General features: G+C 41.7%; 17 protein-coding genes. 4 read left to right on the top strand and 13 right to left on the bottom strand.

What is annotated here, in order from left to right; all coding sequences use genetic code 11:
- Positions 1-6: 6 nt before the first annotated feature.
- From GM182_RS00610 to GM182_RS00600, 3 genes are all read left to right on the top strand, one after another.
- On the top strand, positions 7-678 hold the full coding sequence (locus GM182_RS00610) for a TIGR00266 family protein (RefSeq protein ID WP_449186667.1): 672 nt from the start codon (positions 7-9) through the stop codon (positions 676-678).
- Positions 679-779: 101 nt separating this feature from the next.
- The gene (locus tag GM182_RS00605) at positions 780-1,925 is read left to right on the top strand and encodes an iron-containing alcohol dehydrogenase (protein WP_449186666.1); all 1,146 of its coding nucleotides are present in this window, start codon (positions 780-782) and stop codon (positions 1,923-1,925) included.
- A gap of 11 nt (positions 1,926-1,936) precedes the next feature.
- Positions 1,937-3,085, top strand: coding sequence for an iron-containing alcohol dehydrogenase (locus GM182_RS00600; RefSeq protein WP_449186665.1), 1,149 nt, complete (start codon positions 1,937-1,939; stop codon positions 3,083-3,085).
- Between the two features lie 306 nt (positions 3,086-3,391).
- Here the strand turns inward: GM182_RS00600 and GM182_RS00595 are convergent, their stop codons facing one another.
- From GM182_RS00595 to GM182_RS00535, 13 genes are all read right to left on the bottom strand, one after another.
- Positions 3,392-5,467 carry a hypothetical protein gene (locus GM182_RS00595; RefSeq protein ID WP_449186664.1) on the bottom strand — a complete coding sequence of 692 codons (2,076 nt, stop codon included), beginning with the start codon at positions 5,465-5,467 and terminating at the stop codon, positions 3,392-3,394.
- Positions 5,468-5,469: 2 nt separating this feature from the next.
- Entirely contained in the window at positions 5,470-5,640 is a 171-nt protein-coding gene (locus tag GM182_RS00590) for a hypothetical protein (protein WP_449186663.1), read from the bottom strand.
- Positions 5,641-5,695: 55 nt separating this feature from the next.
- Entirely contained in the window at positions 5,696-6,760 is a 1,065-nt protein-coding gene (locus tag GM182_RS00585) for a glucose-1-phosphate thymidylyltransferase (protein ID WP_449186662.1), read from the bottom strand.
- Complete coding sequence (locus GM182_RS00580; protein WP_449186661.1) at positions 6,757-7,845, bottom strand: hypothetical protein; 1,089 nt, start codon at positions 7,843-7,845, stop codon at positions 6,757-6,759. Before GM182_RS00580 ends, GM182_RS00585 begins: the two co-directional genes overlap by 4 nt.
- On the bottom strand, positions 7,842-11,333 hold the full coding sequence (locus GM182_RS00575; RefSeq protein ID WP_449186660.1) for a GGDEF domain-containing protein: 3,492 nt from the start codon (positions 11,331-11,333) through the stop codon (positions 7,842-7,844). Before GM182_RS00575 ends, GM182_RS00580 begins: the two co-directional genes overlap by 4 nt.
- Positions 11,334-11,335: 2 nt before the next feature.
- Positions 11,336-12,337, bottom strand: coding sequence for a tetratricopeptide repeat protein (locus GM182_RS00570; RefSeq protein ID WP_449186659.1), 1,002 nt, complete (start codon positions 12,335-12,337; stop codon positions 11,336-11,338).
- Between the two features lie 51 nt (positions 12,338-12,388).
- Positions 12,389-14,107 carry an ABC transporter ATP-binding protein gene (locus GM182_RS00565; RefSeq protein ID WP_449186658.1) on the bottom strand — a complete coding sequence of 573 codons (1,719 nt, stop codon included), beginning with the start codon at positions 14,105-14,107 and terminating at the stop codon, positions 12,389-12,391.
- Positions 14,104-15,831 carry an ABC transporter ATP-binding protein gene (locus GM182_RS00560; protein ID WP_449186657.1) on the bottom strand — a complete coding sequence of 576 codons (1,728 nt, stop codon included), beginning with the start codon at positions 15,829-15,831 and terminating at the stop codon, positions 14,104-14,106. The genes GM182_RS00565 and GM182_RS00560 overlap by 4 nt, the downstream gene beginning before the upstream one ends.
- Complete coding sequence (locus tag GM182_RS00555; RefSeq protein ID WP_449186656.1) at positions 15,828-16,757, bottom strand: hypothetical protein; 930 nt, start codon at positions 16,755-16,757, stop codon at positions 15,828-15,830. Before GM182_RS00555 ends, GM182_RS00560 begins: the two co-directional genes overlap by 4 nt.
- Before the next feature lie 193 nt (positions 16,758-16,950).
- Positions 16,951-17,586: an FKBP-type peptidyl-prolyl cis-trans isomerase gene (locus GM182_RS00550; RefSeq protein ID WP_449186655.1), complete on the bottom strand. Its 636-nt coding sequence runs from the start codon at positions 17,584-17,586 to the stop codon at positions 16,951-16,953.
- A 92-nt stretch (positions 17,587-17,678) separates the two neighbouring features.
- Positions 17,679-18,161, bottom strand: coding sequence for a bacteriohemerythrin (locus GM182_RS00545; RefSeq protein ID WP_449186654.1), 483 nt, complete (start codon positions 18,159-18,161; stop codon positions 17,679-17,681).
- The gene (locus tag GM182_RS00540) at positions 18,158-18,766 is read right to left on the bottom strand and encodes a hypothetical protein (RefSeq protein ID WP_449186653.1); all 609 of its coding nucleotides are present in this window, start codon (positions 18,764-18,766) and stop codon (positions 18,158-18,160) included. The genes GM182_RS00545 and GM182_RS00540 overlap by 4 nt, the downstream gene beginning before the upstream one ends.
- 65 nt (positions 18,767-18,831) lie before the next feature.
- Positions 18,832-21,123: a methyl-accepting chemotaxis protein gene (locus tag GM182_RS00535; protein WP_449186652.1), complete on the bottom strand. Its 2,292-nt coding sequence runs from the start codon at positions 21,121-21,123 to the stop codon at positions 18,832-18,834.
- Between the two features lie 126 nt (positions 21,124-21,249).
- On the opposite strand from GM182_RS00535, the gene GM182_RS00530 reads away from it, so the two are divergent.
- Positions 21,250-21,711, top strand: coding sequence for a hypothetical protein (locus tag GM182_RS00530; RefSeq protein ID WP_449186651.1), 462 nt, complete (start codon positions 21,250-21,252; stop codon positions 21,709-21,711).
- Positions 21,712-21,720 lie beyond the last annotated feature (9 nt).

Genomic DNA, 21,720 nt, shown 5'->3' with positions numbered 1-21,720 from the left:
ATAAATATGGAATTCAAAATTGATGACAGACCTATGTCTAGTGTACTAAAAGTAAAACTTAGCAGCGGTGAATCGGTAAATGCCCAACCCGGTGCCATGATGCTCATGATGGGTAACATCAAGGTAGATACATCTATGCAAGGGGGCTTTCTCAAAGGTCTTATGCGTAAGGCCATGGGTGGAGAAACACTATTTATCAACAAATATACGGCCCAGAGTGACGCCATTATATGGCTTGTTCCGTCATTCCTCGGTGATATCGAATATATACCCATAGGCAACGACTTCTACCTTATGGACGGTGCCTACCTAGCCCATCATGGTGATATTGACTTATCTGTAGCATGGCGTGGAGGTAGAGGCTTTATAGCCGGTGGCGGCATGGTATGGCTTAAGGTATCAGGCAATGGCGGAGTATGGATTAACGGCTTTGGAGGGCTAAAAGTGCTAGAACTCAAAACTGGGCAGAAAGTTGTTGTAGATAACTATCATATTGCCGGTGTAGAGAACACTGTATCTTGGAAAGTACGCAGCTTTGGTAAAGGTTTCAAAAATTTCCTCTTCGGTGGAGAATTCTTCGTCATGGAACTCACAGGACCCGGTAAAGTATACCTGCAAAGTAGAACTTTGCCATCATTTGCCAATCTTATAGCCCGTATGATACCCGGTGGAGACTAAAAAGCACCTATACAGTAATCATAGAGAGGGAAGCCTGTAGGCTTCCCTTTTTCTATAGTGATACAATAATATGATGTATCCACTGAAGGGGAGGGGATAGTATGAGAAACTTTGTATTCCACAATCCTACAAAGTATGTTTTCGGCAAAGATACCGTGAAAAAGATTGGTGAGGAAATTGTATCTTTTGGTTCTAAAAAAGTGCTACTTGTCGCAGGAGGCGGCAGTATTAAGAAAAATGGAGTCTATGATACCGTGGTAGACAGCCTGAAAAAGCATGGTATTCAGTGGGTTGAGCTGTGGGGTGTTAGACCTAATCCTGTCCTGTCTAAGGTAAAAGAAGGCATAGAAATTGCAAAGAAAGAAAATGTCGATGGCGTCCTTGCCGTTGGTGGAGGTAGTGTTATTGATACGGCAAAGACCATAGCTCATGGACTGTTTATAGATAATGTTTGGGATATGTTTGTAGATAGCTCTAAAGTACCAGATAGCGCATTACCTATATATGTGGTGCTCACTATATCGGCCACAGGCTCTGAAATGAATGGAGGTGCCGTTATTACCAATGAAGAAACAGGGCAAAAATGGGCATTTAGCTCTCCCCTGTCATATCCCAAAGTATCCATAGTAGATCCAACAGTGCAGTTTTCACTTCCTAAAAAGCAAACGGCAAACGGTGGCAGTGATGCCTTGTCCCACATACTGGAGGCATATATCACCGGTAAACCCACAGATACCACCGTATACTACGATGAGGGGCTCATGAGAAGCATTATAGACAACATAGACACACTCATGGTAGACCCCAGAAACTATGAAGCAAGGGCATCATTTGCATGGGCAGCTACATTGGCACTAAATGGCATATCGTCCAAAGGACTCGCTGGAGATTGGCTTTCACACGCTATAGAACATGCCATATCAGCCATATATCCCGATGTGGCACACGGTAGCGGGCTGGCAGTCGTGCATCCGGCAGTGCTTATGTATAGAAGAAAACACAATCCAGAGATACTAAAGAGATGGGCACAGCAGGTATGGGGAGAAAATACCATAGAAGGTGGTATAGAAAGGCTAAGGGCGAAATACAAGGAGTGGGGACTTCCCATATCCCTAAAGGAGTTAGGTGTCAAACCCAGTGACTGGCAATCTATCATAGATAAAACTGTAGAGCTGGGCTGGGGAGACCTGTGGGAACCTATCACACCACAGGTGGTAGAAGAAATACTGAGATATGCAGACATATAGGGGGTGAGACCATGAGAAACTTTGTATTCCACAATCCTACAAAGTATGTTTTCGGTAAAGATACCGTGAAAAAGATTGGTGAGGAAATTGCATCTTTCGGCTCTAAAAAGGTGCTACTTGTCGCAGGCGGTGGCAGTATTAAGAAAAATGGAGTCTATGATACCGTGGTAGACAGCCTGAAAAAGCATGGTATTCAGTGGGTTGAGCTGTGGGGTGTTAGACCTAATCCTGTCCTGTCTAAGGTTAGAGAAGGCATAGAAATTGCAAAGAAAGAAAATGTCGATGGCGTCCTTGCCGTTGGTGGAGGTAGTGTTATTGATACGGCAAAGGCTATTGCCAACGGTGTATTTGTAGATGATGTATGGAAACTATATCTGAGGAAAAACCCTCTGAAACCCACAAAGGCATTACCTATATATATTGTTCTTACACTCTCGGCCACAGGATCCGAGATGAATGGCACATCGGTTATTACCAATGAAGAGGAGAAGGTCAAATGGTCTTATCGTAGTATAACCAACTATCCTAAGGTGTCTATTGTTGACCCAACTGTACAGTTTTCTTTGCCACAGAGGCAAACAGCCAACGGTGGCAGCGATAGCCTGAGTCATATTATAGAGTCTTATATTACCGGTAAACCAACAGATACCACTGTTTACTTTGATGAGGGGCTTATGAGAAGCATAATAGACAACATTGATAGGCTCATGATAGACCCCAAAGACTATGAGGCAAGGGCATCATTTGCATGGGCAGCCACACTGGCATTTAATGGATTATCACTAACAGGACTGGGAGGAGACTGGGCAGCTCACGCCATAGAGCATGCCATATCGGCACTACACCCTGATGTGGCACATGGCACGGGACTTGCCGTCATTCAGCCGGCTGTTGTCATGTATCGTAAAAAATTCAACCCCGATATTACAGAAAGGTGGGCCCGTGAGGTATGGAACGCATCATCTACAGAAGAAGGGGTTGAGAAGATGAGAGAAAAGTTTCTCTCTTGGGGACTGCCTGTAGCCTTGAAAGACCTCGGTGTCACATCCGATGAGTGGGAAGAAATAGCCATTAAGGCAATAGAATTTAGACCAAGAAACGCATGGGGAGAACTTACAAAGGAAGATGTATTTGAGATACTGAAGATTGCAGATATCTAATAGACTAAAGTTACTATTCATCTTACATACCCCTAGGGCAGGCTTCTGCCTGCCCTATCTTTGTATATGAAGCCGTTCAGAGTATAAAATCCAAATACCCACGTAGCATCTATTTCTAAATCTACAGCTATTGAAGGAAGATCGTGGTTTTTAAGAAATCAAAAATATTTTCCAACTAAAATACTTTTATCTTATAGATCTTATAGAACTTCTTTCCTACATAAAAGAGCGCAATAATGAAAATCTATATAAGAAAAAAGAGGGGCTATACAGCCCCTCTTTCATTGCTTGCATTGAAAGATCACATTACATGACAATAGGTGGCAGACCTATAACATTCCACCATGTCACTAAGAGGCCACCTATGGTGAAGGCAAAGAATGCCTCAAGGAAGAAGACGATAATACCCATAACAATAAGCCACACCCATGAAGCACCACCATACTGAGATGTGCTACTTATAATAGGTGGCAAGAATAGTCTTAGCATCATTTCCATACCACCAATAATCAGAGCAAGAATAATGGTGAATATCAACACACCAGTTGGATTAGGCTTATTAGCATTATTCATCTCAATAAGACCTCTGGTATTAAGCACCTTCAAAGGCTTTCTATCCTGTTCAGAAACAATATAATAAGACCTTGTACCAAAGTATGGATTAATGAGGGAAGCTATATTAACAGTGGCTCCACCACAGTACATGTTATCGAACACGGCATTGAATACCTTGTCAAATGAGGTATCAAACCTATCCATCACATCACGGCATACATTCTGAGAAGGTACAAAATTTTCAATAAGAACCTTCTTCTCTTTCTTACCATCGTTAATAACAACATAGGTTTTAAAAGCCTCACTCTTCTGCTGGGTCTGTTCAGCACCTTCAGCTGCATTACATGCACATGTATCAGAAACAGTGCATGTATTCTGAGAAACCTGTGTGCTTTCTGTAGGATTGGTATTATTATCTTGTGAAGTAACATCTTCTATGCCGGCACAGTTACTCTCAATCTTGCCAAGTAACTCTTCCTTATAACCAGATGACTGACCTTGATTTCCAGCAGTTCCTTCCGTGTTAAAGAATACACTCGCAGGACAAACCTTTAGCTGCTTGTCGACATAGGTCTTGGTATACTCACACTGAACATACTGCTTAATTTCACTTTTAGCTGTCATGCATTCTGTCTGATCAAGGGGACCCTGTATACCGTTCTTTTCTGCATACTTTTTAATGGTCTGTCTCATAAACTGGGCATAACCTTCAATACCACCCATCTTCTCAAAAAGCTCTTCGTTATCGAGTTTCACCTGATACCACTTAGCATTCTTGATTATATCAACTGCAGGACCCATTTCCTTCAAGGTTGTTACAACATTTTCCATACCAGACAAGGCAAACTCTAGCTCTTTAGGAAGAGAAGCAAAGACCTTTCTTAATTCTCCCAGATTTTTGTTATACTCTTCGATATACTTATCTTTTTCTGCACTAGAAGCCATCATATCTATATTCTGTTTAGCCGTTATAAGCTTATCGACATAACCTTTTACCTCATCAAGACGCGTAGTAATATCGTCCACAACACCAACAACTATTTCTAGATCCTTAAAATTACCGCCAGCCATTGTCTCAAGATCTGCTTTTACACTATTTATACGGCTGATAGCATTGTCGATAGTGGCAATAACATTCTGTAGATCTTCTACAGAGCTATTATCTTCTACTTTGATATTACCCAGATCCGCAAGAATACCCTTGATTTGAGAAGAGGCATCTTTTACCTTTGGTTCAAGCTGTGTGGCTACTTCTCCAGAGAGGATCTTCAGATCATCAAGAAGTGCCGCTCTAACATCGGCATTTTTATCTATCCAAGTACCAATCTCCTCCGGAGCTAGATTACCTATACGGGACACAGGACATCCACTAACCTCTACATTTTGATTTTCAAAATGGTTATACACATCTACAAAGATACAGAATTTGTCTTTACCCAATTTATCCATTAAAAATTTCTGTGCATCGACATCTGTTTTCCAATCGACAATAGAACCAGACTTCAAACTATAAGCCTCATTACCAAGCATATCAATCTCATCGGCAATAGCATTCCAAGAAACTATAACAGCAGGTTTTTCCTTAAAAGGAAACACCTCACTGTAAAGAGGTTTATTCTGATCTTGTATCTGTGGTCTGTCAAATATAAGGGGCCATGATCCTTTACCCCACTGTGTCAGATTACCTGCAGGAATCATCATGCCAACGGCTAAGATGATTACTACAGCCCAAACAACGGTCTTAATCCTTCCCTCTTTGCGGATTGCTTTGTAGAGGGAATACCAAACATAGGCGAGAATTAATAAACTAACAATTGTCCAGCTCACCCTCAGTTACCTCCCTTCACCATCTCTTCTGTTTCAATCAGGTCTATTATGTCATCCAGTCTGTTGCGAATGTCCTCGCTTAGATAAGACAGGTACTCTTGTCCAAGCACCAGATATAGTATACCAACGAGGACAGATGCAATTAGAAGACCACTCCACAGCCTTTTTAACATACAGGCCACCTCCTCACCCAAATAAAACAACAACTATGCACCTTTTACTATTGTACTACAGTTCAACAGATGCGTCATCACCTATAAATAACTTTACTTTGGGTGCGCCCTGCATGGATATGGTGGCATTTTTTCCTACCAAACTATCCATAACCCCGTGTACACCAATAACCTTAACTTTATCAAGGAAAACACTATAAGAGATAGAACTATTTTTAATTTCACTATCATCACCAATACATGTAAAGGGGCCAATAGAAGAGTTTTCGACAATGGTACCAGCTCCAATGATAGCAGGCCCTCTTAGCTCGGAGGAACGAACCACAGCTCCTTCCTCCACGATGACACGGCCAATAATACGGGTATCTTCAGAAACCTCGCCCTCTATCTTCTGCTCAGCATAGGCATCAAGCACAGCAAAATTGGCCTCAAGCACTGTATCCTTCTTACCTGTATCTATCCACCAACCATCAAGTTTAACAACCTTAACCTTCTTACCCATCTTGACAAGCTCAGCTATGGCATCGGTGATCTCATACTCACCTCGCCAAGAAGGTTTTATTCTGAGAATACTGTCATGAATAGAAGGAGAAAACAGGTATACACCAACAATGGCAAGGTTAGATGGCGGAACTTTTGGTTTCTCTACAAGGTCCTTAACATTGCCCTCTTCATCAAGAACAACTACACCAAAGCGTGTGGGATCATCTACCTCTTTAACAAGTATGAGAGCATCGGCCTTTTCGTTGTAAAAATCTTTTATCATTTCAGAAAGCTCTATCTCTGTCAGGTTGTCTCCAAGAAGCATAACGAAATCGTCATCACCAAGCCATGGCTGAGCCGTGCGTACAGCGTGGGCTAATCCTTTAGGTTCTTTCTGTACAATAAACTCAAATGATAGATCTCCGCCACCATACTCTTTCATAACAGCATCTCTAATGGTTTCTTTGTTGTCGGGAGATACGACAATACCAATCTCCTTAATACCACCCTCGATGGCCTGGTCTATAACAAAAAACAACACAGGTCTATTCATGACAGGAACCATAGGTTTGGGCATGGTATAGGTCAGTGGTCTCAAACGAGTACCCTTTCCCGCTGCCAAAATAAGTGCCTTCATATTCTCACCCCCAGAAGATTTTTCAGTCCTTCTCTATCCATTACTTTACCAGAGAAGCTTCCCATTTTGCCGCCTCCACGAACATATGCTTGCATCTGCTTCCATATATCATCAGGTCCTATAAATGTAAATCTGTCTTCTCCTATTACCAGAAGGGGTATATCTAAATCACGAGGTCTTGCTTTGGCAACAGTATTAACAATATTAGGATCATCTACCCTAATGATAATCATTTTTCCAATATTGGTCTCTATTGGCTGGGCTTGTTGCCAAACCTCGGTTACCATATAAGATGTCATTTGCTTTTTCAGTTTTTTATTTTCTGCCATCAGCTCATCCAGTCGGATCTTAAGCTGGGCTATTTCTTTTCTATAACCATCAATCATAGAATAGGCCCTATATCCTGCATAGAAGTAAATACGGCTACCACCCTTATATTTCTCTATCTTGGGAAGTAGAATTAGTGGAGCAAGCTCGGAGATATTCCTTACATGGAGTCCTCCACATGCAGAGACATCTATACCGGCTATCTCTACAATACGCACCACATCTCCCTTTATTTTGTCCCACTTAAGGGGTTTTCTTGTTGGTGGCAGTGTATCTCCACGGCTGTAATACATTACCCTGATCTCTCTAGCCTGCGAAATAGCAATAAGGGCTTCCATCTCCAAAGAAGGCAAATCAACCTTATGAGGAGGCACATCTACATCTATACTGCTATATTCATCCCCCAGATGCATCGATAAGGTCGTACCACCGGCCATATCGTGGACAAGGGCAGAAAGCAGATGTTGGGCTGTATGCTGCTGCATAAAATCGTAGCGGTGCATAAAGTCTACCTCCATAAAAGCTTTCCCCTCTACAGGTTCCGGTAGCACATGCCATATATTCCCACCTTCATCGTATACATCAAGCACTTCCTTACCGTTGATCTTCCCCCTATCTTTGGGAAATCCACCGCCACCAGGATAAAAGATTGTGGCATCGGTAAGTACATGATACCGACCGTCTATCTCTTTTACATCTACAATCTGGGCCTCAGCCTTCACCATATACATATCTTCCCAAAACAGCCTCTTTGTCACTTTTCTTCCCTCCCCGTATAGTAGCGGTTTTTTCCCAATTTTTTAGCCTTATAAAGGCGTTCATCGGCTACCTTCATAAGGTCTTCAAAACTTTCTGCCTCATCCTCAGGATAAGAGGAAACGCCAACAGATATAGACACCTTATACGGATACTTCTCAAAAAACCTAAATATAGCATCGACAATACGTTTGGCAACCTCCGTTGCCCCCTCGATAGATGTGGCAGGAAGCACAACAATAAACTCGTCTCCTCCGTATCTAAATGGAATATCCATATACCTAACAGACTCCCTAATCAAAGAACCCACATGGGCAAGCACCTTATCACCAATGCCATGACCATATGTATCATTTATCTCTTTAAATCCGTCAAGGTCCATATAAAGCACCGATACTGGATAAATACCCCTGCGTGCCTTTTCAAATTCTTCACTGCCCCTCTTCATACCATACCAGCGTGCATAAAGGTCTGTCAGTTTATCTCTAACAGAGACACTACCCAAGCTCTCCATAAGTACTGCTACACGAATAATTTCCATAAGCTTAATGAGAAAATACTCATCCATATCGCTAAACACATGAATCCCCGTATCATTCTGCAAATATACAACAAGGTGTTCCTTACCGATAAACTCTACTTCTCCAATGGCAGAAGGAGATGACGCAAATACACCACCACGTCTAACAACATCTTCTGGGGCAAATGCAAACTCATGTCTAGCCGGATTTCTTCCATCAAGAGAATACGATACCCATACATCATGCTCTCCACCCACAGTAGCTATATATCCTTTTTCACCGGGCATAATATGCAGTATCTCCGCAAGCATGCGCTCAAGAAGCACATCGAGGCTGGCGACATCGGTAATCATAGAAAACATATCAAGAATACGATCAAGGAAAAAATTTTCACTCTCAAGATCAAGAATAAGGCTGTACATCTCTTCCATAAGCATACGGGCATCGCCTGAAAACATAACCATGCGCCTATGAAAATCTGAAGTTGTATCAATATTAACGCACACATCATGACGGGATAGCATAAAACGTAGTAACCTCAAAGCCCCAAGTCTTGTTAGAAGCACCTCTGCCTTCCGGTAATATACCGATGCTATCTTGCCTTTATCCAGTCGGCAGTATAAATCTCCGATGAGAAAAGAGGCCTCTGCTGCATCAAGGAGCTTCCACACATGAAGATTTTTACGGTACACATCTTTTAATATATCGATAGCACCATATACGTTGCCTGCTAATGCTATCTTCAGGGCATATGCCATCATATACGAAAGCGACTCTTCACCATACCTGTCTTTGACAGAATTCACGACCTTATCAAGATTTCTATAATCACTATCTATAAAGAAAAAGACAGCCAGCCTCTTGTATATATCAGGCCTATAATAGGTTATAGGCATGCTTTCCAATAATCTCAGAAGATTCTCTGCCATATCTTTGGCCTTTCCCACATTGCCCCTCAGCAAGAAATACGACAATTTTAAATAGTAGTATTCAACATCCCTAACAATATCACCAGTAGGGAACTGATACTTACGTTCAAGTACCCTCATATATTTTTCAGCCTCTTTAATATGCCCCCTACTGACAAGCACCCATATCCAAGTGGCAAGAAGAACAAACTCTTGCATATCATCAAGGGGAATAGACCAACCAACTTCATATATACGTCTCAGCACACTGAGAGGGGCTCTTTGAACTTCCTCTGTCAGGAGAGAAGAAAAAACACCCCCAAGCGATGTTCCACCTGATACCAAGGCGTACATAGTGGAAAACAAGAGATATTTAGATGCCAGTCTTGGAGACACTTCACTAGACAGAATAGCAAGATTGTTGTATACCTTAAATAAAAGATCAAAGTATCTATATTTACGAGCTTGCGGTACTATAGAGCTGATAATACTATAGGCTTCATTAAGATTACCACTATGCATATATGTGATCGCAAAGGCATTCTTAGCAGTAAGAAAGAGCCATTTATCCATTCCTTCATAGGGATCCATATACATAAAATCCATAAGAGGATGGTGGATTTCTTCGTAATTTTCTTCCCACCCTGTTCGGGATATATAGTTTGCCAGAAAGAATATAAACCACAAAAGACGACCGGGAGGAAACTCTTTCAAACGCCTTAAAAGCCTTAAAACTTCTTCCTTTTCCGGTATATCACCCAGATAAAGCTGACCTATAAGAGAATAAATATAACCTAATCCATCTTCATTTTCTATTCGTGGGATAAAGGCAAACATATCAGCTATACCCTTCTTCAAGGTTCCATGCACAAGGTAAGAATAAAATCCCTTTCTGTTAATAAGCCCACTACTCGCAAGGGCATCGTACATCTGATGGGAAACAAGCTTATATTCATGTCTATCTTTCCATATAGCTTTAACAAGGGCTTTTCTATCCCGAGTTTGTTGCCACAATGTAAAGAGTGCATCTGCATCAAGATCTTCATACACATCCTCTGATACTGTCGATTTCACACAGGGAATATCGGCAAGAAGTCTGGAGTCTTCCCATACAACTTGGTTATCATCATGAGATCTGACAGCATAGAGCTGACATGCAAGTATGCGATCTAAAGAAGATGCTTCCTGCCAGCTATCAGAAAGAGATATAGACACATCGGCATCCTCATCGGTATAGATAATAATATCCCTTTTCTCTACAAGACTATACAACTCCTTAACCTTAGGCATGCCAATAGTTATAAATGCCACCTTTTCCGCATGAGTAGCATTAAGCACCCTCTCGACAATACCACTCATACCAATATTAATACGTACCCCTTCCCCCATAACAAGGGATATGGCAGGAACCATATCATAGATACTCGTTTTTCCGGCCCAAGGCATATAAAAGGCCAAGCTCCGCATAAAACGTGACCCTTCCATAAACTCCGAAGGGGATATAGACAAAATAGGATAATAACCCCATATCACAAGTCTTCGCATAAGTCCCACAATATGGTTCATAGAGAAAGGTTTCTCGAGATGGTATATTCCCCTGCGTATGATAATACCCGGGTCAATCGGTTGAATATCTATAGCACCCCCAGGAGCGTTAACACCATATGTATTAAGATAATGCCGAAGGTCATTTATAACCTTCTCAAGGGTATATCCTTTCTGCTGAGGAGGTAAAATATATACCTTGCCTTCAGAAAACACAATATTTTTTAAGGTATAACCTTCTACACGTGCTATATCATACTCCAGAGCTTGACTTAGTCTACTGATAAATGACTCTCTAGCCCTTTCCCCCCAAACTCTGAGATAATGAAAGGGAAGCAGATGTCCGGCAAAAAAATCTATTAATACCTCCTTACCATACACATCAACAACAGGAAGGAATGGGTCTGGTAGATGTTTCACCCCTCTATGAAGAGGATAGTTCTCCAAGACAAGGTATTTATCTTTTCCGTGTATATGCCACTTGGCTCCTTCTATAGACCATATATTTACATCCATAACTACTCAAATAACTTTTCTAAGATATCCTCCCTTCCATCACTGCGCGCACCATTCATAATATCTGCAATGACAGCATCAACTATCTCGGGAGATACTCCACTCTCTTTAAGTTTCCTTACAGCATCTACAGCACGCTCATAATCGCGGGCAAGCACCGATAATTTAGCTTCTATAGCATATATGAGAGGTTTATCTGCAGCATTTCTCAGTTTTTCAAAGAATGCAAACATCTGTGGTTCCCTTCCCTCAGAGGCAAGATAGCCCAGATAGGCGGATATAATTTCCAATAGTGCCATATCATCATCGCTAAGCTTATATGCCTCTACAAGAACTTCTTCAATATTACCTGTGCGACCTATTCGCATCATATGTTCTGCCTCAAGAAGATAGAGCCACCCCTCAGGGTATACTTCTCTAAGTTTCCTCACCATCTCGGATACCCTAAAGGGATCTTTTTCACTACGGGCATCTATCCACTCTCTGACAACCTGCCTCACATATTCATCAGTTGGAGCGGCAGCCCATGCCCTCTTTATCATCACCTCGGCATCGGCCCATCTACCATCACTCATCAGTAACTCTGCATATAGTGCAAATAACCACGCCTCATCATGAAACTCATCAAGAACTTCTTTTAGGGCCCTTTCAACCATGAGCTTACTAGACTCATCTACCCACATACTCTTAAGATAGTCGGTAAAAGTATGTCTAACATCGTGGCTATGAGAAGCCTTGCGAATGGTCTCCCTCAACTCCATTACAAGATCTTTGAAGGAAATCTCCTCTTCAGAGTCGGATTTACTTTCACCCTCTTTCAAGAGAAAACCTAAAGCAAACATGATAAGAAAAAGCAATACTCCCAGTATAAAGCCGTTATTGTACAGTGCCCTTACAGCAGGTGCCTTAGCAGCAGCCCTTCCCATGGCAAGTAAAAACACAATTCCGATACCGGCAAAAAATGAAAGAATAGAGGATAACCCAACATACACCCACTTATTCAAGGCACATCACCACCTATTAAGACATTTATTTATACTTTATTCTACCAAAAACTACTGACCAGAAGCCCACTGAAGCATATACAGTTCATAATATAGTCCTCTTTTTTTCAGAAGTTCCTCATGGGTACCCTCTTCTACCACCCTTCCACTGTCAAGCACCAATATCTTGTCAGCCTCACGAATAGTAGAAAGCCTATGGGCAACCATAAGTGTTGTACGTCCTTTCATAACCTCTTCAAGGCCTTCCTGTATAAGTCTCTCTGTTTCACTATCAATGGATGCCGTTGCCTCATCAAGAATAAGAATAGACGGATGATGCACCAAAGCACGGGCAAGAGATATCAGCTGTCTTTGCCCTACAGAGAGGTTTGCACCACCGGAGAGAACCATCGTATCATATCCATTGGGTAGATCTTTGATAAAATCGTGGGCATGAACTCTCTTGGCAGCATCTATAACCCTCTCAAGGGGGATATCTCTACCCAGAGTAATATTGTCCCTAATAGTTCCCTTAAACAGGAAAGGCTCTTGCAACACCACAGCGGCACCACTTCTGAGGTCATCTTTTTTCCACTGCCTGATATCTATGTCATCAACATATATGGCACCCTTATTCACATCGTAAAACCTCAAGGCTAAATTCAAAAGGGTAGACTTACCAGAACCCGTAAAACCAACAAGAGCAATCTTTTTACCTTTAAGAGCTTCAAATGACACCCCTCTGATAACCTCTTTCTTGGTGCCGGGATATGCAAAATGAACATTATCGTATCTAATATAGCCCTCTGGCCTACCAGTATGTGGATTTTCGGCATCGGGTATATACCAATTTTCATTCATAAAGCGCTGTATCTTCATGATTGCCGATGTGGCATCTTGTATCATTGTGTACTTATCTGCTATATCTCTAATAGGTTCTATGAGATAGTTGATGTATGTAAGAAATGCCACAACATCACCAATGGTAGAGGAACCCCGTAGTATCAGATAGCCACCGGCAACAATAGCTGTTGCCTGCATCGATGTCTTAAGAACAGGCCCCGAAAGGGCATTGAAGATATCCGTTATAAAGAATGCCTTAAATAGGCTATTTCTATACTCAAGTGATGTCTTCTCATAATCTTTTTTTATACGTGGCACCTGCACAAACACCTGAATAATAGGAATAGCAGACAGTATCTCCTGAGATTTAATATTCAGGGTTGCCCTGACATCTCTAATATGAGAGTATAAATCCCTGAGCCATCGACCAAATCCTATGGCAAGAATGGCAATAATGGGGGCAAACACAAGCTCAATAAGTGCCAATTTTGTATTGACAAGAAACAGAAACACCCAAACACCTGTAATGATAAAAACATCTGACACGATAGCGGGAATACTACCCGCAAGCACATCACCCACAGAGGCCACATCATTGGTAATACGGGTAACAATAACACCTGTCGGTGTCTTAGAGAAGAAGTAAAGCCCCTGCCGCATCATATGTCTGAACATATCCATACGAATATCCTTCATCACCTTAAATGTCAGCACATTAATAGCCCACGAAGAGAAAATCAAAGGTATACCAACACCCAATGTAAATCCTAAAATGAGATACATCATGCGGGTGGCGCCAACAAAGTCGTTTTTTAAAATATACTGGTCTATAAGAATACGTATAAGGTAAGGATTAATAAGCTTAAAGAATATCTGAAGAAACATACCTATAACACCGAGTACGGCCCATATCCAATATCGCTTTACATATTTCCAGAGCAGTTTCACTCTACATCACCACCCATCTGATAGCGATACAGTCGGCTATACAGACCATCTCTCTCTGCAAGCTCTTCAGGAGTTCCCTCTTCAAGAACCTTTCCACCCTCAAGCACAAGCACATAATCTGCCCAGTGTATAGCAGGTATACGATGGGAAACGATAATGGTAAGAGGACTGTGCTGTGCAACATACTCTTTGAGATTCTTGATAATACATCTCTCTGTATGGGTATCTACTGCAGAGAGGGGATCGTCCAGTATGAGAATATCTTTACCAGCCAGAAAAGCACGGGCAATAGATACCCTCTGCCTTTGACCTCCAGAAAGGGTTATCCCCCTTTCACCAACAACGGTATCCAGTCCTTTAGGAAGTGCCTGTATATCGTCCCAGACACATGCCATCTTTGCTGCCCATATAATCTCTTCTTCTGTTGCATCAGGTTTTGCAAAGGCAATATTATCTCTTACAGTACCGGCAAAGAGTATGGGGTCTTGAGGCACATAAGAAAAGTGTCTTCTCAGAGACGCCAGCCTGATATCGTTGACATCTATATCATTGACAAATACCATATCATCACCCGGTTGCCACAGTCTTGGCAAATACTTCATAAGCACCGTTTTACCACTGCCAGGAGGACCTGTAATACCAAGTACTTGCCCTTTGGACACACTAAAAGACACGCCCTTTAATACAATATCGTCTTTGATATCCTTAACTGTTATATTAGAAACCCCTTCAATCTCCCGAGTTCCTGTATCTTTTACTTCAGGCTCATATGTCAGCACTTCGTCTATACGTTGAATGGCAGACTTTGACATGCTGTAAACGGTAATAAACATACCCACACTAAGCATAGGCCAAGCAATCATATTGATATACATCATAAATGACACCAGCGTACCAATATCCATCTTGCCACTCATAACCATATCCCCACCAACCCACAGTACGATAACAAGGGACAGACCCACAACAACACTGGAAAGGGGCCAAAATGAGGACTGGAGTGTAAACAACTTGACACCAGTACCTATATATCTATCGTTAATCTGCTCAAAGAGTTTCATAAAGAAATCTTCTCTAACAAAGGTCTTGATAACCTTGATACCCACAGCCGTCTCTCTGACCCTCTCTGTCATCTCACCAAAGAGTTCCAGCATAACCTTAAACTTCTTCTGCATATAAGAGCCAGCCCAGAGAACAAATAGGGTAAGAATAATCATCGGGGGCACACTGACAAGTGTCAGATACGGACTCATAGATACCATCGTAACAATCGTCATTCCTCCCAAAACAACAAGGTCAACAAGGATAATGGTTCCCATCATGATAAATCTTCTGACACTTCGTGTGTCCCTAATAAGACGGGACATGAGGTCACCAATATCAAACTTTTGAAGGTCTCTTTCACTAAAAGAAAGATACTTATCCATAATAGCCATACGGAGCTGATGATCGTAACTCACTGCCACTGTTCTAAGAAACCAACGATACACGAGCCTAAATATGGCAACAGCCAAATAAAGGGCTATCATGATAAATGCATAATGCCATAAAACGCTTATCCAATAAGACTTATCTGTATCTGTACTGAGAGACTTTATAAGGTTAATAGCCTTTCTCACATACTGAGGATACAAAATCTGCATAATATCAACCAGTATGAGCGCTATAAAGGCTATGAGAATTTTCTTCCACTGAGATTTCAGGTAATCAAACAGTCTCTTCAAGGTCTAATCCCTCCTATAAGGGCTCCAAACGACACATCCTTTAGATACACATGTCCATCTTCAGAAACTATTTCCCCTTTTATAGGATACGTTCCTTTAAATAGAATCACCTTATCACCTATACAACCCACCGGTATTCCACTGAGACTTTTCAGTACTTCCATACTTGGGATCGCTATTTTATACCCCTTGCTTCCAGCTGGAACAGCAAAAGCATCTTTACATAACACCATACGCGGTGATATCCATCTCGGTGATAGCTTCACCGTAGCAGACTTTACAAAGCCATCTTTGTCATATAGAGACACAGTCTTTCCACCAAGAATAAACCTATGCCCGTTCAGAGGCAAAACATACGCATACATGAGGTCGGCATTCTCCTCTATCTGCTTGGGCTGTCCACTACCGAACCTTAAGACCAATCTACCAAGATAGTAAAAATATGTGCCATCATACCAAACTTTTATGTTTGCAGGTCCCAATGTTTGCAAATCAGAGGCGGCATCAGCGGGCATTGGTACACACTTTTTCTGACCATCTATACCAATGGCACATACCTTCATATCGGAAACAGTTTTTCCATATATCACTACAGAAAAATTATCTCCCTGCACACCGACCAGTGTTGGCATGTCATATGTGCCTATCGTCCTTGATGCCGTGGCACCATATAGGTATATCAGCTGCATTTGCTTTTCACCATTTATAGGCTTGGCAAATACCAGTGCATGGGGAGCTATACCCATGAGATATCCGGGAGGAGTAATAGATGCCGTCATTCCCGTGGATAGGTCATGCATGACAAGATCTTTACCAAATTCCACATAGGTATATGGAAGAACCTTTCCACTCTGCGGCATATATATAGCTACCATAAGAATTACGGCAAACAGGATCAACACCATTGCAATAAAAATCTTCTTCATAAATCACCCCTCCCACCCATATCAATGTACACTAATCATTTTAACAGCACGATGGGAGTTTAGGCTATATATTACTACATAATAAGTTAATAAAGTATCATGACCGATGGTCAGGTTATTTATCTATCAAAATAACAAAAATGAAAAAGGAGGGGCTTCCCCCTCCTTTACACACAGAATACCAACGATAAGATTAGTTACCGGGCTTTTTGATGTCTACAACCTTAATGTCAAACACCAATGTCTTACCGGCCAGCGGATGGTTAGCATCTATGGTAACAGTAGCACCTTCAATAGCAATAACCTTTACAGGAATGGGACCCTGCTCGGTATTCATGTAGAGTGTCTCTCCAACCTTAAGGTTTTTCTTAATATCCTCAGGAAACTTATCTAGAGGATACTGGAAAACATATCTTTCGTCTCTCTCTCCATATCCCTCTTCAGGGGTAATGGTAACAGTTTTCTCTTCTCCCAATTTCATACCGAGAACTGCTTTATCAAAGCCTGGAATAACCTGTCCAGCCCCTACTGTAAATGTAAAGGGCTCTTTTCCTACATTAGAATCAAATACCTCTCCATTCTCAAATTTACCCGTGTAAAATACGCTAACCGTATCACCTTTTTCTACCACTTTACCGTTCTCCTTTCCTGTCTGGCTACCTGTAGCCGTTTCGTTCTGAGCCACCTCATTGCTCGATGTAGCCGTCATAGACTGACTACTGGTCTGAGTGGCTGTTCCTGTCTGCGAGCCTGTAGAAGCACTTTCGCCACATGCGGCAAAAGAAAAAAGCACTGCTACAGCAAGCAGCATAACAAAAAACTTTTTCACACTATACACCTCCAACAAACATATAGGGGTATTGTATCACCTTGGGAAGATATAAGCAAATATAAACACAGAGATGAAATATTTGTTAGAATTCAAACTTCAGAAGAGGTATCCTCTCCTGCCATCGAGTCCATTGTGCTTTTCATATAGGCCTTATAGTAAGTACGAAGGTCGCCATCTGTACCGCATATATGACTCACAAGCCAATCAACAAGCAGATGATGAATTCTAACAACCATGGTGTGAGTAGGCCCAAACTTTACATAGTCATTGACAAGGTTTCTCACCTGTTTTTCAAACCATCGATGCATATTATAGTGGTTAAGATATCCAGGATACCCAATTTCTTGCATAACTTTTTCCTCAGTGGCAAAATGCTTTGCTGCGTATCCCAATAAAAATTTGATATGGGCCTTTATCTTTTCAGCATCAGGTTCCTTATTTCCAAGCTCTTTACATAATTTATTGATCTCATTAATCAGGGTTTTGTGCTGTGCATCTATCTCAGGATGCCCCATTTCCATATATGGTTCCCACTTAGCACATTGTTTTTCCTCTTTTTTTTCTTCACTCATGACTTGTTCTCCTCCAGATACACAAGTACAAATGCCATAGCATAGTTTACCACCAAGAGTAAATACACAAATGCTCTCATGTACTGTTCTTTTCTACCAAACCAGTCATATACAATGCTATACAATGCATCAAGTACATTGTCAGAATCAGATACCCGATACCCGAGTTTTTTCAAAGCATCAAATAAAGCATCTGTAGGACTATCTTTACCTCTAGCAAGGTACATGCTGATAGCAGTTTCTAATATATTGTCAAGATCGGATAGCTTATCTATAACAACCTCTGGAATAACTCCAAACTCCTTTTTAAGATATGGTCTAAGATAGAAATCTATCTCCATCCAAACCTTTTCATACAGTCTATCTCGCCGTCTTTCACATCTCCCCACATCGGGAAAATCAGCACATGAGACAAGAAAATCCGACAAGATGTAAAGTCTATCTTGAACAATTCCCTTAAACATATTATCTATAAGGGAGGTCTTCTTTATAAGACTTTTGACATAGTCAAAGAACACATTAACATCCACATGGACATCAAAACCGCGTGCCGAAAAGTATGTCGTCGCAAGTCCCCCAATAAGTCGTGTTTTCTGCGTTATCATATCTATCACCTCTGAAAAAGGGGGAGGTTACCCTCCCCCTCTATACTACCAGATGACTATACCATTTATACTTTAAACTTGCTAACTATATCAGAGAAGGTACGTGCTTCATTTTCAATCTTCTCAACTGCCTGCTGTAGCTGTCTGGTAACCTCTTCCATGCTCTGGGTAGAGGCAGATATTTCTTCTGCTGTAGCACTATTCTCTTCGGCTACTGCGGCAATTTGCTCTATAGCACTGGATATAACGCTCACCTGATTTCTAATACCCTCAACACCCTGTATGATATCGTTGATGCGCACGACGATTTCCTGTGTGTCCTCACCAAGTTTAGCCGTCTCATCGGCAACCTGCATCAGCCTCTGGCCCTCTTCCTCAAGCATCTTGAACTTCTCTTCAATGCTCTTCACAACATCCTCTATCTTGTTAAGCAGACCTCTAAGAATATTTCTAATATCGGAAGCACTCTCCTCAGATCTCTCTGCCAGTTTTCTAATCTCATCGGCAACAACGGCAAACCCTCTTCCTGCCTCACCGGCTCTTGCTGCCTCTATGGCCGCATTAAGAGCAAGTAGGTTAGTCTGTTCAGCTATCTCTGTAACGGTATCTACGATGGAGGATATATTCTCTGCCATATTGTTAAGCTCTTCAACAGATGCCACCAGCTCACCAAGACTATCAACCTGACCTCTTAACTCTGTGGCTATCTGCACAACATTCTCTGCATTATTGGCAAGGGCATTGATAGTGTTTTCAACAACTGTCTGGGATGTACGGGCATTCTCTGCCATTTGCTCTACACTTTCCATAATCTGAGAAGCACTTTCCGCTGCATTGGTTGCCTCATTGGCTTGCTGGGTTGCAGCCTCTGCAAGCTGAGCTACAGCATCGGTCAGTTGCGCTATGCTATCGTTCATATACTCTGCAGATTTAGACAGCTCACTTGCCGATTCTCTCAAAGAACCTGTAGCTTTGAGAACCCTGATAACAAAATCCTTTAGTGTATGGGCAAGGTTTCGAAGGGCCTCGACAAGAAATCCTATCTCTGTCTTGTATGGATATTCTGGTATCTCGATAGTGAGATCACCCTCAGATACCTTCATAGCGGCAATGGCAATGGCATCAAGCTTACCGAGAATTCTATTGATGAAGTAGTAAATGACAATACCCGCCAATACAGCTAAAACAACAATGGCAATGATACTCTTATTCTTCGCAGCGGTATATGCCGCATAGTACTCATCATATACCTTATAGCCCAAAATCCAACCATTACCGAGATGCTCTATTCTCATACGGAAATGACCTATCCTGTCCTGACCCTCTATCCAATCTCCATCCTTAGCAGATGAAATCTTCTCCCACAGTCCCTTGAGGTTCTCTATCTGCTCTTGAGTTAAGCCTGTTTTCTTTATCTTATCTTCATAGATTTTCTTATAACCTTCATCTTCAAGAAGTTTATATTTTTCTGGGTCAAGGGCTACACCTGTCATATCTGGATCGGGATGGGCGACAATAATAGAGTTGGGGGCAAACACAACAGGGAGGGCAATAGGAGTATCACCATGCTTAATAACGGCATTCTGAACCATCTTAACCAAGGTAGACAGTCTAAAGTCAATACCCACTACACCGGCAATCTGGCCATTGACATCGAAGGTTTTAGCCAATGTCACAATAATGTCGCCTGTATTGGCATCAATATAAGGAGCCGTATAAACAATTTTTCCGGGGTGATCCATAGCAAGTTTATACCATGGTCTCAAACGGGGATCATATCCACCCTCTTCAGGAGATTTATCGGGAACCCAAAAAGAACCATCAAGCATATATCCATCTTGGAAACCGGCATAGAGCCATAAAACATCTCCCTTCACCGTAGACCATGCAATATTCATAGAGGAATATCCCCTGATATATTTTTTCACAATAGAACATTCATCTTTGGTAAAAAATCCGTCATCGCATGCCTTGTCGGCAAGCGTACGAGCTTTATTGAGATACTCCTCAGATGCAATAACGTTCTGCCACTTTGTTAGATCCTCCACACCGTAATTTTCGGCAGCCTTCATAATGAGCTTTTTAGCCTCCATTGGGTTGGTTAGTCCCAAAGCAGACATCCGCTCAGCTGCATTGTTAAGAGGTCCCTCTCCTGACGACTTAAACCAGTTTGTCATATCTCCACCTAATGTTCTCTCCAAAGAGTACACCTGATGGTCCATAGAATCCATAGCAAAGCTCTTAAAACCACCGAGAACAATCCAACCAATAATACCCGGCAGAACAATCACAAGAACGAGTCCAAAGATCAACATTTGCATCTTTAAACTCGCTCTCTTGGAGTATGTATTCTTCATAGCATGGCTCCCTCCTCTCAAAAATTCATATACCCCCGTGGTTTTGAAGGGTGTCTAGTATTTATTTTACAACGACATAGTGCAAGGTGCTAAACTTATGGAAGAAGATAAAAAGGAGGGGTGCATATGATTATCTCCGACAAAATTATAGAAGCTTTTTTGGAAACTATTCGCGAAGACATGAAGTTCGATATAGAAAAAGAAGAAGGTGATAAATGGACCCTCTACTTTACAACAGATGCATGGGAAGGCAAACTACCCATCACAGTAAGACTTGTCAGAAACGAAGAAGGTTCTCCTGTTATGCTGCTTATCTACCATAGTGTGGAAGTCAATATAGAAGACCTCGGAAAAGAAGATCTACTGGGCATCCTTGCCTTAAACAGAGATATCAATTTTGCCAAGATAGCGCTCTTAAAGGAAGAAACGGGCATTATAGGCGTCACTATAGAGATGCCAACTGTAGACATTAGCGTTGAAGAGCTCCTTACCGGTCTGATCTCTGTCGTTCAAGGAGCTATCGTCTTTCACTCATTTATTGACGGTATATCCCACAGGGTAGGGTTCAGAATACCGAAAAAGAAATAAGGTGATATA

Origin of the sequence: Zhurongbacter thermophilus (assembly GCF_026184435.1) — a bacterium.
Lineage (GTDB): Bacteria > Coprothermobacterota > Coprothermobacteria > Coprothermobacterales > JAADFF01 > JAADFF01.
Note: the sequence above shows the minus strand (reverse complement) of the source record. Positions and strands in the feature narration are given on the sequence as shown.

Bases quoted from the DNA above. Each gene is read 5' to 3' on its own strand.
- GM182_RS00610 (WP_449186667.1), top strand. From the start codon at position 7: ATGGAATTCAAAATTGATGACAGACCTATGTCTAGTGTACTAAAAGTA.
- GM182_RS00605 (WP_449186666.1), top strand. From the start codon at position 780: ATGAGAAACTTTGTATTCCACAATCCTACAAAGTATGTTTTCGGCAAA.
- GM182_RS00600 (WP_449186665.1), top strand. From the start codon at position 1,937: ATGAGAAACTTTGTATTCCACAATCCTACAAAGTATGTTTTCGGTAAA.
- GM182_RS00590 (WP_449186663.1), bottom strand. From the start codon at position 5,640: ATGTTAAAAAGGCTGTGGAGTGGTCTTCTAATTGCATCTGTCCTCGTT.
- GM182_RS00585 (WP_449186662.1), bottom strand. From the start codon at position 6,760: ATGAAGGCACTTATTTTGGCAGCGGGAAAGGGTACTCGTTTGAGACCA.
- GM182_RS00575 (WP_449186660.1), bottom strand. From the start codon at position 11,333: ATGGATGTAAATATATGGTCTATAGAAGGAGCCAAGTGGCATATACAC.
- GM182_RS00555 (WP_449186656.1), bottom strand. From the start codon at position 16,757: ATGAAGAAGATTTTTATTGCAATGGTGTTGATCCTGTTTGCCGTAATT.
- GM182_RS00545 (WP_449186654.1), bottom strand. From the start codon at position 18,161: ATGAGTGAAGAAAAAAAAGAGGAAAAACAATGTGCTAAGTGGGAACCA.
- GM182_RS00540 (WP_449186653.1), bottom strand. From the start codon at position 18,766: ATGATAACGCAGAAAACACGACTTATTGGGGGACTTGCGACGACATAC.
- GM182_RS00535 (WP_449186652.1), bottom strand. From the start codon at position 21,123: ATGAAGAATACATACTCCAAGAGAGCGAGTTTAAAGATGCAAATGTTG.
- GM182_RS00530 (WP_449186651.1), top strand. From the start codon at position 21,250: ATGATTATCTCCGACAAAATTATAGAAGCTTTTTTGGAAACTATTCGC.